Genomic DNA, 10,555 nt, shown 5'->3' with positions numbered 1-10,555 from the left:
AACAGTGTTTTGAGCTGACTACGTCAGTTCCATCCACAATCTCAAAGCAGTGCTTTGAGCAACCTGCGGCTATTTTCCTAGTTTGCTCTTTGATTTTCATTGAGTATTAAAAGGCAGTCTAGCATTCAATTCTAATCAGAAATGTGATATACTTAGTAAGTAAAATTTTCAAAGAAGAGTGAGATGATAAAGGTGCAAGAACCAGTTAAATTATTCCAATACAATACTTTGGGAGCCTTGATGGCGGGACTTTACGGAGGAACCATGACCGTTGGTGAATTGCTTGAACATGGTGATTTAGGATTAGGAACCCTGGATTCTATCGATGGAGAATTGATTGTCTTAGATGGGAAAGCTTATCAGGCTAAGGGATCAGGTGAGAAACCTGAAATTGTGGAAGTTTCACCAGATGCCTTGATTCCCTATGCAGCAGTTGTACCCCACCAGGCAGAAGTTATTTTCCGTCAGCGTTTTGAAATGACTGATCAGGAACTTGAAAAACGTATTGAATCCTATTATGATGGAGAAAATCTATTTCGTTCCATCAAGATTCATGGTGATTTTAAACACATGCATGTTCGTATGATTCCAAAATCAACAAGCGAAACGAAGTTTGCTGAGGTTGCGACGCATCAGCCTGAATATAGCTGCGACAATGTCTCAGGAACTATCGTTGGTTTTTGGACACCTGAAATTTTCCATGGAGTTAGTGTTGCTGGTTACCATCTACACTTTATCTCAGATGACCTAACCTTTGGTGGCCACGTTATGGATTTTGTCATCAAGGAAGGTATTGTAGAAGTGGGAGCTGTTGATCAGTTGGATCAACGTTTTCCTGTTCAGGATCGTCAATATCTATTTGCTAAGTTTAACGTTGACGAGATGAAAAAAGATATCGAACAGGCAGAATAATAGGAGTCAAATATGAAAATTCATGTAATAATAACGATGCTGGCCTTGTTTGCCGTCCTCATTGCAGCAGTTTGGTACGCAAGAAAGAAATACAAGATTAATTTTGCAGTTTTGGGACTTGGGGCAGTTGCATTTTTTGCTTCATCTCAGGTCTTAGAGAAAATCGTTCATCTCTTGGTTCTTCATCCACAAAAGGATGGGACAGTTCCACTCATGACGGGAAATCCCCTTCTCTATGTGATTTATGGGATCTGTATGGCTGCTTTGTTTGAAGAAACAGCTCGACTTATTTTCTTTAAATGGTTAGAGAAGAAAAGAACTTTGGAAGATTCAGATGCTCTTGCTTATGGATTGGGGCATGGTGGCTTGGAATTGCTCTATATCGGGATTGCAAGTCTACTCAATCTCTTCATCCTCTTTTCAGCAGTAGAATCTCAAAATCCAAATATTATGCAACTCTTGCCTGAAAGCACGCTTACAACTATTAATAATCTAGCAGCTTGGCAGATTTACCTTTTAGGACTTGAGCGAATCCTAGCCTTGCTTCTTCAAGTTGGCTTGACCTTCTGGGTTTATCAAGCAGTTCGCCAAAAGAAATGGATATACCTAGTAGCTGCTTATGGTTTACACGCCCTATTTGATTTGGCTCCGAGCCTATCTCAAGTTGGCTGGTTGTCAAATCCCCTTCTCGTAGAAGGATTGTTAGCAGTGGAAGTTATTATTTTTATTTACTTTACAAAATCGATCTTTTATAAAAAGCAATAATACAAAAAAGAGGTTCATCCTCTTTTTAGTTTGAGCTTTTGAAAAAGCTAACCAAATCATCGAAAAATAGAGCCAAAAATGGTATAATGGAATGGATTTTATAAAAGGATTAGAAAAATGACCGTATTAGATAAACTAAAAGAAACACTAGAAGGAATCGATATTCGATTCGATGAACCGCTAAAAACTTATACCTATACCAAAGTTGGAGGGAAGGCAGATTATTTAGTTTTTCCACGCAATCGCTATGAGATGGCTCGTGTAGTCAAGTTTGCCAATCAGGAAAACATTCCTTGGATGGTTCTTGGAAATGCAAGTAACATTATCGTCCGAGAAGGCGGAGTTCGTGGCTTTGTAATCATGTGTGACAAGCTTAATAATGTCTCTGTTGATGGCTATACCATTGAGGCAGAAGCTGGAGCTAACTTGATTGAAACCACTCGTATTGCCCTACGTCATAGTTTGACTGGTTTTGAGTTTGCTTGTGGTATTCCAGGAAGCGTCGGTGGTGCTGTCTTTATGAATGCTGGCGCTTATGGTGGTGAGATTGCTCATGTTCTCCAGTCTTGTCAAATCTTGACTAAGGAAGGTGAAATCGAAACCCTATCTGCTAAAGACTTGACCTTTGGTTATCGTCATTCAGCCATTCAAGCGTCAGGGGCAGTAGTCCTATCTGCTAAGTTTGCCTTAGCTCCAGGTAATCACCAAGTCATCAAGCAAGAAATGGACCGCTTGACCCACCTTCGTGAACTCAAACAACCTTTAGAGTATCCTTCTTGTGGTTCAGTCTTTAAACGTCCAGTGGGTCATTTTGCTGGACAATTGATTGCTGAAGCAGGTTTGAAGGGCTACCGTATCGGTGGTGTCGAAGTCTCAGAAAAGCATGCAGGCTTTATGGTCAATATTGCTGATGGAACTGCCAGAGATTATGAAGACTTGATTGAGTCTGTCATTGAAAAGGTTAAAGAACACTCAGGTGTTACTCTTGAGCGAGAAGTTCGTATCTTGGGTGAACATGAGTAAATAGTAGAAATAGTTTAGCTGCTATTAACTAGAATGTAGAGGTGGTGAAAGCCTATCGGCAGCGAAGATGCATGCAGGAGGCCTAACTCCCTGCAAGAGGTAGTGGCGGCCTGACAGAGCCCTGATCTGTTAATCTATGAAAAAGAAGGAATTAATGCCAATTGAAAAAACCAATTATCGAATTCAAAAACGTTTCTAAAGTTTTTGAAGATAGCAACACCAAGGTTCTCAAAGATATTAATTTTGAGTTGGAAGAAGGGAAATTTTATACACTGCTAGGAGCATCTGGTTCAGGAAAATCAACCATCCTCAATATCATCGCCGGTTTGCTAGACGCAACGACTGGAGATATTTTACTGGATGGCGTGCGAATCAATGATATCCCAACTAATAAGCGCGATGTTCATACAGTCTTCCAATCATATGCCTTGTTTCCGCATATGAATGTCTTTGAAAATGTTGCCTTTCCATTGCGTTTGCGTAAGGTCGATAAAAAAGAAATCGAACAACGTGTATTAGAAGTTCTAAAGATGGTACAGTTGGAAGGTTTCGAAAAACGTTCTATTCGTAAGCTTTCTGGAGGACAACGCCAGCGTGTAGCGATTGCGCGTGCGATTATCAACCAACCCCGTGTGGTCCTCTTGGATGAGCCTTTGTCAGCCTTGGACTTGAAATTGCGAACAGACATGCAGTACGAACTGCGTGAACTGCAACAGCGATTGGGTATTACCTTTGTTTTCGTTACCCACGATCAGGAAGAAGCCCTGGCTATGAGTGACTGGATTTTCGTTATGAATGACGGTGAAATTGTTCAGTCAGGTACACCAGTGGACATCTACGATGAGCCCATCAACCACTTTGTTGCAACCTTTATCGGTGAATCAAACATCTTGCCAGGAACCATGATTGAGGACTACTTGGTCGAGTTTAACGGCAAACGCTTTGAAGCGGTCGACGGTGGTATGAAACCAAATGAACCGGTCGAAGTCGTCATTCGTCCAGAGGACTTGCGTATTACCCTTCCAGAAGAAGGAAAACTTCAAGTGAAGGTTGATACCCAGCTCTTCCGTGGAGTTCACTATGAGATTATCGCCTATGATGAACTTGGCAACGAATGGATGATTCACTCAACTCGTAAGGCTATCGTTGGTGAGGAAATCGGTCTGGACTTTGAACCAGAAGATATCCACATCATGCGTCTCAATGAAACAGAAGAAGAGTTCGATGCTCGTATCGAAGAATATGTAGAAATCGAAGAACATGAAGCAGGTTTGATTAACGCTATTGAGGAGGAAAGAGATGAAGAAAACAACCTCTAAACTCTTTGTAGTGCCTTATATGCTTTGGATTGCACTCTTTGTATTGGCACCCTTGGTCTTGATTTTTGGACAATCCTTTTTCAACATTGAAGGCCAGTTCAGTTTAGAAAACTATAAATCTTATTTTGCGTCACAAAACTTGACCTATCTCAAAATGAGTTTTAACTCAGTGCTCTATGCAGGGATTGTGACTCTAGTGACACTACTTATCAGCTATCCAACAGCTCTCTTTTTGACTCGTCTCAAACACCGTCAACTATGGCTCATGCTAATCATTTTGCCAACCTGGATCAACCTTCTCCTTAAGGCCTATGCTTTTATCGGGATTTTTGGGCAAAATGGCTCTATCAACCAATTCCTCGAATTTATCGGAATCGGTTCGCAGCAGTTGCTCTTTACAGATTTCTCATTTATTTTTGTTGCAAGCTACATCGAGCTTCCATTTATGATTTTGCCCATCTTCAATGTTTTGGATGATATGGATAACAATCTCATCAATGCCAGCTATGACCTTGGTGCGACCAAGTGGGAAACTTTCCGTCATGTCATCTTCCCTCTGTCTATGAATGGAGTGCGAAGTGGTGTCCAATCTGTCTTTATTCCAAGTTTGAGTCTCTTCATGCTGACGCGCTTGATTGGAGGGAACCGAGTGATTACCTTGGGGACTGCCATCGAGCAGAACTTCCTAACTAATGACAACTATGGTATGGGTTCAACTATCGGTGTTGTTCTTATCCTGACCATGTTCGTTACCATGTGGGTAACTAAGGAAAGGAGAGAACGATGAAAAAATTATCGAATCTTTACCTAGCCTTTGTCTTTATCGTCCTCTATCTGCCAATCTTTTATCTGATTGGTTATGCCTTCAATGCTGGGGATGATATGAACAGCTTTACAGGCTTTAGTTTGTCTCACTTTGAAACCATGTTTGGTGATGGAAGGCTCATGCTAATCTTGGTTCAGACCTTTTTACTAGCCTTCCTATCAGCCTTGATTGCGACTGTCATTGGTACCTTTGGTGCTATCTACATCTACCAATCACGGAAAAAATACCAAGAAGCCTTCCTGTCTCTTAATAATATTTTGATGGTTGCCCCAGACGTTATGATTGGTGCCAGCTTCTTGATTCTCTTTACCCAGCTCAAGTTCTCTCTTGGTTTTCTGACAGTGTTGTCAAGTCACGTAGCCTTCTCGATTCCTATCGTAGTGCTCATGGTCTTGCCTCGATTGAAAGAGATGAATGGAGATATGATTCATGCGGCCTATGACCTTGGAGCTAGCCAGTTCCAGATGTTTAAGGAAATTATGCTTCCTTACCTAACACCGTCTATCATTGCAGGTTACTTCATGGCCTTCACCTATTCCCTAGATGACTTTGCCGTGACCTTCTTTGTAACGGGGAATGGTTTTTCAACCCTCTCAGTTGAGATTTACTCTCGAGCTCGTAAGGGAATTTCGCTGGAAATCAATGCTCTTTCAGCCTTGGTCTTTCTCTTTAGTATTATCCTAGTTGTCGGGTATTACTTCATTTCACGTGAGAAGGAGGAGCAAGCATGAAACGACTCTATTCATTTTTAGCAGGAATTTTAGCCATTATCCTTGTCTTGTGGGGGATTTCCTATCATCTTGACAGTAAAATCAATAGTCGCGATAGTCAAAAATTGGTTATCTACAACTGGGGAGACTATATCGATCCTGAACTTCTGGAGAAATTTACAGAAGAAACAGGAATCCAAGTTCAGTACGAGACCTTTGACTCCAACGAAGCCATGTACACGAAAATCAAGCAGGGTGGGACAACTTATGATATTGCCATCCCAAGTGAGTACATGATTAACAAGATGAAGGACGAAGACCTTCTAGTTCCACTGGATTATAGCAAGATTGAGGGCATTGAGAATATCGGTCCAGAATTTCTAAACCAGTCCTTTGACCCAAACAACCAGTATTCAATTCCATACTTCTGGGGGACCTTGGGAATCGTCTACAATGAGACTATGGTGGAAGAAGCGCCTGAGCATTGGGACGACCTTTGGAAGCCAGAGTATAAAAACTCTATTATGCTCTTTGATGGGGCGCGTGAAGTACTTGGTTTAGGTCTTAACTCGCTAGGCTATAGCCTCAACTCTAAAGATCCACAGCAGTTGGAGGAAACGGTAGATAAGCTCTATAAGCTAACACCGAATATCAAGGCTATTGTTGCGGATGAGATGAAGGGCTATATGATTCAGAACAACGCTGCCATCGGTGTGACCTTCTCAGGAGAAGCCAGTCAGATGCTAGAGAAAAATGAAAATCTTCGCTATGTCGTACCGACAGAAGCAAGTAACCTCTGGTTTGACAATATGGTCATTCCCAAAACAGTCAAAAACCAAGACGCAGCCTACGCCTTTATCAACTTTATGTTGAAACCCGAAAATGCTCTTAAGAACGCAGAGTATGTCGGCTATTCAACACCAAACAATGCTGCTAAGGAAATGCTCCCTGAGGAGACAAAAGAGGATAAGTCCTTCTATCCTGATGCAGATACTATGAAACACCTAGAGGTCTATGAGAAATTTGACCATAAATGGACAGGAATCTACAGCGACCTCTTCCTACAATTTAAGATGTATCGAAAGTAGGAATTAGCAGTCACGAAACGAACCAGTTAAACTGGTTCGTTTTTTGAATAGTTGTATAGCTGTATATTTTTACTATCCTATTTGCTTATTTTATAGCCTAGTAGTATACTAAGTTTATAATAATAGAAAGCGGTAACAAATCATGAAAATGTCTACTTTTTTCAAAAAAAGTTATTGGCCAACCTTTTTGATTGTTAACGAAACAATTATACTATTCCATTTAAAGGATGGTTTGGATCGACAATACCTAAAAACTGATTCCATACATTTGGTGATAGGTTACTTTATATTTGCAAATATTTTCGTATTTATGTATAGCAATTCGAAAGCTTGGAATAAAAGTTGGGATAAAAAGAAAAATGGCAGTAAGAAAAAATATATTCTGAAAAAGTAATCAGGGATATAGGGAGTTGGTTATTTAAATGAGGATTATTTCCAGTTGACGCAGACTTAAAAAAACGATATAATAAGAAAGTTGAGAATTGATTTTCTCTCCATCTTAGTTCAGAGAATTGGCGGTGCTGCGAGCCATCTAAGATAGAAAATCATGCTACTCAATCGAACAATTGCATAAGAATCAAAGAATGACAAGTTCATTGAATGAAGGTGGTACCGCGGTTTTTCGCCCTTCGTGATATGGATTTGTCTTTTATTTTTGGAGGTGTTTATGAGAACATTTCTTGTCAAACAAAAATTTCGCCTAGGTGGTGAACGCTTTGATATCAAGGATGAAATGGGCAATGTCGCCTATCAGGTTGAAGGTTCATTTTTTAAGATTCCTAAAACTTTTACCATCTATGATGTTGCTGGTGAACAGGTCAGTGAGATTAGTAAGGAAGTCTTAACTTTCCTACCTCGTTTTGAAATTCAACTTACTAACGGCGATCATTTTTATATTCGGAAGAAGTTGACTTTCTGGAAGGATAAGTATGAGTTTGACAATCTCGGCCTTCGCATCGAAGGAAATGTCTGGGATTTGAATTTTAAATTGCTGGACGACCGTGACCAAGTGATTGCTGAGATTACCAAGGAACTTTTCCATTTAACCTCTACCTATACCGTAACCGTCTATGACGAATCTTATGCTGACCTAGTCATCTCCCTCTGTGTCGCTATCGACTATGTGGAAATGCTAGAAAGCCAATCAAATTAGTAAAAAGGAGATACATATGAAACAATTATCTAGTGCACAAGTCCGCCAAATGTGGCTTGATTTCTGGGCTACAAAAGGCCACTCAGTAGAACCATCTGTTAGCTTGGTTCCGGTAAACGATCCAACACTTTTGTGGATCAACTCAGGGGTTGCCACTCTTAAAAAATACTTTGATGGAACCATCATTCCTGAAAACCCACGTATTACCAATGCGCAAAAAGCCATCCGTACCAACGATATCGAAAACGTAGGTAAGACTGCCCGTCACCATACTATGTTTGAAATGTTGGGGAACTTCTCAATCGGGGATTACTTCCGTGACGAAGCAATTACATGGGCTTATGAGCTTTTGACAAGTCCTGAGTGGTTTGACTTCCCTAAAGACAAACTTTACATGACTTATTATCCAGATGATAAGGATTCATACAACCGCTGGATTGAAGTGGGAGTAGATCCAAGTCATTTGATCCCAATCGAAGACAACTTCTGGGAAATCGGTGCGGGACCTTCTGGACCTGATACAGAAATCTTCTTCGACCGTGGAGAAGCTTTTGACCCAGAAAATATCGGTCTTCGTCTTCTTGCAGAAGATATCGAAAACGACCGTTATATCGAAATCTGGAACATTGTATTGTCACAATTTAACGCTGACCCTGCTGTTCCTCGTAGCGAGTACAAAGAATTGCCACACAAAAACATTGATACGGGCGCTGGTTTGGAGCGTTTGGTGGCGGTTATCCAAGGGGCTAAGACAAACTTTGAAACAGACCTCTTCATGCCAATCATTCGTGAAGTTGAGAAATTATCTGGTAAGGTTTACGACCAAGATGGCGACAACATGAGCTTCAAGGTTATTGCAGACCATATCCGTTCTCTTTCATTTGCGATTGGTGATGGTGCCCTTCCTGGAAATGAAGGTCGTGGTTATGTCCTCCGTCGTCTTCTTCGTCGTGCCTCTATGCATGGTCAAAAATTGGGTATCAATGAGCCTTTCCTTTACAAACTCGTTCCAACTGTTGGAAAAATCATGGAAAGCTACTACCCAGAAGTGCTTGAAAAACGTGACTTTATTGAGAAAATCGTTAAGAGCGAAGAAGAGTCATTTGCTCGTACTCTTCACTCAGGTCAACACTTTGCCCAAGGTATCGTAGCAGACTTGAAAGAAAAAGGTCAATCTGTCATCGCCGGTCAAGATGTCTTTAAACTCTATGATACATACGGATTCCCAGTGGAATTGACAGAAGAAATCGCTGAAGAAGCTGGTATGACTGTAGACCGTGAAGGCTTCGAAGCAGCCATGAAGGAACAACAAGAACGTGCGCGTGCCTCTGCAGTCAAAGGTGGATCTATGGGTATGCAAAACGAAACCCTTCAAAACATCACTGTAGAAAGTGTCTTCAACTACAATGCTAGTCAATTGTCTTCTAAGTTGGTTGCTATCGTAGCTGATAATGCTGAAGTAGAAGCTGTATCAGAAGGAACTGCGTCACTTATCTTTGCAGAAACTCCATTCTACGCTGAAATGGGTGGACAAGTTGCGGACCATGGTCAAATCTTGGATGCTGCAGGAAATGTCGTAGCGATTGTAACAGACGTTCAAAAAGCACCAAACGGACAAGCATTGCACACCGTTGAAGTTCTTGCTCCTCTTGCTTTGAACCAAGAATACACTTTGGCCATCGATAGCAATCGTCGTCATCGTGTCATGAAGAACCACACAGCCACTCACTTGCTCCATGCAGCTCTTCATAATATCCTTGGCCACCATGCTACTCAAGCAGGTTCACTTAATGAAGTAGAATTCCTTCGCTTTGACTTCACTCACTTCCAAGCCGTGACTCCTGAAGAATTGCGTGCTATTGAGCAACAAGTCAATGAGAAGATTTGGGAAGCCATCGCAGTGGAAACAGTTGAGACTGATATTGACACAGCTAAAGAAATGGGAGCTATGGCCCTCTTTGGTGAGAAATATGGTAAGGAAGTTCGCGTAGTCACTATCGGGGACTATTCAGTAGAGCTTTGTGGTGGTACTCACGTTGGCAATACTTCTGAAATCGGTCTCTTCAAGATTGTCAAAGAAGAAGGGATCGGATCAGGAACTCGTCGTATCTTGGCAGTGACTGGTAAAGAGGCCTTTGAAGCTTATCGTGACCAAGAAGATGCACTGAAAGCAGTCGCAGCAACCTTGAAAGCTCCTCAACTCAAAGAAGTACCTCACAAGGTGGAAGGACTTCAAGAGCAACTCCGTCAATTGCAAAAAGAAAATGCAGAATTGAAGGAAAAAGCAGCAGCAGCGGCGGCAGGTGATGTCTTCAAGAATGTTCAAGAAGCAAACGGCCACCGTTACATTGCCAGCCAAGTATCTGTATCAGATGCAGGTGCCCTTCGTACCTTTGCGGATAACTGGAAACAAAAAGATTACTCTGATGTTCTTGTTCTTGTCGCAGCTATCGGTGATAAGGTCAATGTCCTTGTAGCCAGCAAGACAAAAGAGGTGCATGCAGGTAATGTGATTAAAGAATTAGCTCCAATCGTTGATGGACGTGGTGGTGGTAAACCAGACATGGCCATGGCAGGAGGAAGCAATCAAGCGAAAATCCAAGAATTGTTGGATGCAGTAGCAGGTAAATTGTAAGAAAATAAAGATCTATCCAGTAGGGTAGGTCTTTTTGTTTAAAAATCATAGAGCAGTTGATTTCTTTGAAGAATAAGCGTATAATATATAAAAATTAATTGAGTGCTCACTCAATTTTGTTAGG

The 10,555-nt window shown here is 41.3% G+C and carries 10 protein-coding genes; all 10 read left to right on the top strand.

Annotated features, from left to right (window positions below):
• The first annotated feature begins 183 nt into the window (after positions 1-183).
• The 10 genes from budA (at position 184) to alaS (ending at position 10,431) form a co-directional block, all read left to right on the top strand.
• On the top strand, positions 184-912 hold the full coding sequence (gene budA / locus HMPREF2795_RS03970) for an acetolactate decarboxylase (protein WP_075228280.1): 729 nt from the start codon (positions 184-186) through the stop codon (positions 910-912).
• Between the two features lie 12 nt (positions 913-924).
• Positions 925-1,677 carry a YhfC family intramembrane metalloprotease gene (locus HMPREF2795_RS03965; protein WP_070459596.1) on the top strand — a complete coding sequence of 251 codons (753 nt, stop codon included), beginning with the start codon at positions 925-927 and terminating at the stop codon, positions 1,675-1,677.
• Between the two features lie 117 nt (positions 1,678-1,794).
• Positions 1,795-2,700 carry a UDP-N-acetylmuramate dehydrogenase gene (murB, locus tag HMPREF2795_RS03960; RefSeq protein ID WP_075228279.1) on the top strand — a complete coding sequence of 302 codons (906 nt, stop codon included), beginning with the start codon at positions 1,795-1,797 and terminating at the stop codon, positions 2,698-2,700.
• Positions 2,701-2,861: 161 nt separating this feature from the next.
• Positions 2,862-4,019, top strand: a complete 1,158-nt coding sequence (locus HMPREF2795_RS03955; protein ID WP_075228278.1) for an ABC transporter ATP-binding protein — start codon at positions 2,862-2,864, stop codon at positions 4,017-4,019.
• The gene (locus tag HMPREF2795_RS03950; RefSeq protein ID WP_016466000.1) at positions 4,000-4,806 is read left to right on the top strand and encodes an ABC transporter permease; all 807 of its coding nucleotides are present in this window, start codon (positions 4,000-4,002) and stop codon (positions 4,804-4,806) included. Before HMPREF2795_RS03955 ends, HMPREF2795_RS03950 begins: the two co-directional genes overlap by 20 nt.
• Positions 4,803-5,576 carry an ABC transporter permease gene (locus tag HMPREF2795_RS03945; protein ID WP_045763347.1) on the top strand — a complete coding sequence of 258 codons (774 nt, stop codon included), beginning with the start codon at positions 4,803-4,805 and terminating at the stop codon, positions 5,574-5,576. The genes HMPREF2795_RS03950 and HMPREF2795_RS03945 overlap by 4 nt, the downstream gene beginning before the upstream one ends.
• Positions 5,573-6,643 (top strand): ABC transporter substrate-binding protein, encoded by a 1,071-nt coding sequence (locus HMPREF2795_RS03940; RefSeq protein ID WP_075228277.1) that lies wholly within the window; start codon positions 5,573-5,575, stop codon positions 6,641-6,643. Before HMPREF2795_RS03945 ends, HMPREF2795_RS03940 begins: the two co-directional genes overlap by 4 nt.
• Positions 6,644-6,785: 142 nt before the next feature.
• The gene (locus HMPREF2795_RS03935; RefSeq protein WP_075228276.1) at positions 6,786-7,037 is read left to right on the top strand and encodes a hypothetical protein; all 252 of its coding nucleotides are present in this window, start codon (positions 6,786-6,788) and stop codon (positions 7,035-7,037) included.
• Between the two features lie 273 nt (positions 7,038-7,310).
• Positions 7,311-7,796 carry an LURP-one-related/scramblase family protein gene (locus HMPREF2795_RS03930; protein WP_075228275.1) on the top strand — a complete coding sequence of 162 codons (486 nt, stop codon included), beginning with the start codon at positions 7,311-7,313 and terminating at the stop codon, positions 7,794-7,796.
• 16 nt (positions 7,797-7,812) lie between these two features.
• Positions 7,813-10,431, top strand: a complete 2,619-nt coding sequence (gene alaS, locus HMPREF2795_RS03925; RefSeq protein WP_000811783.1) for an alanine--tRNA ligase — start codon at positions 7,813-7,815, stop codon at positions 10,429-10,431.
• Positions 10,432-10,555 lie beyond the last annotated feature (124 nt).

It is taken from the genome of Streptococcus sp. HMSC056C01, assembly GCF_001811305.1.
Taxonomy (GTDB): domain Bacteria; phylum Bacillota; class Bacilli; order Lactobacillales; family Streptococcaceae; genus Streptococcus.
The sequence above is the reverse complement of the archived record's forward strand: the minus strand, read 5'-3'. Positions and strand labels throughout refer to the sequence as shown.

Bases quoted from the DNA above. Each gene is read 5' to 3' on its own strand.
- budA (WP_075228280.1), top strand. From the start codon at position 184: ATGATAAAGGTGCAAGAACCAGTTAAATTATTCCAATACAATACTTTG.
- murB (WP_075228279.1), top strand. From the start codon at position 1,795: ATGACCGTATTAGATAAACTAAAAGAAACACTAGAAGGAATCGATATT.
- HMPREF2795_RS03935 (WP_075228276.1), top strand. From the start codon at position 6,786: ATGAAAATGTCTACTTTTTTCAAAAAAAGTTATTGGCCAACCTTTTTG.
- HMPREF2795_RS03940 (WP_075228277.1), top strand. From the start codon at position 5,573: ATGAAACGACTCTATTCATTTTTAGCAGGAATTTTAGCCATTATCCTT.
- HMPREF2795_RS03945 (WP_045763347.1), top strand. From the start codon at position 4,803: ATGAAAAAATTATCGAATCTTTACCTAGCCTTTGTCTTTATCGTCCTC.
- alaS (WP_000811783.1), top strand. From the start codon at position 7,813: ATGAAACAATTATCTAGTGCACAAGTCCGCCAAATGTGGCTTGATTTC.
- HMPREF2795_RS03930 (WP_075228275.1), top strand. From the start codon at position 7,311: ATGAGAACATTTCTTGTCAAACAAAAATTTCGCCTAGGTGGTGAACGC.
- HMPREF2795_RS03950 (WP_016466000.1), top strand. From the start codon at position 4,000: ATGAAGAAAACAACCTCTAAACTCTTTGTAGTGCCTTATATGCTTTGG.
- HMPREF2795_RS03965 (WP_070459596.1), top strand. From the start codon at position 925: ATGAAAATTCATGTAATAATAACGATGCTGGCCTTGTTTGCCGTCCTC.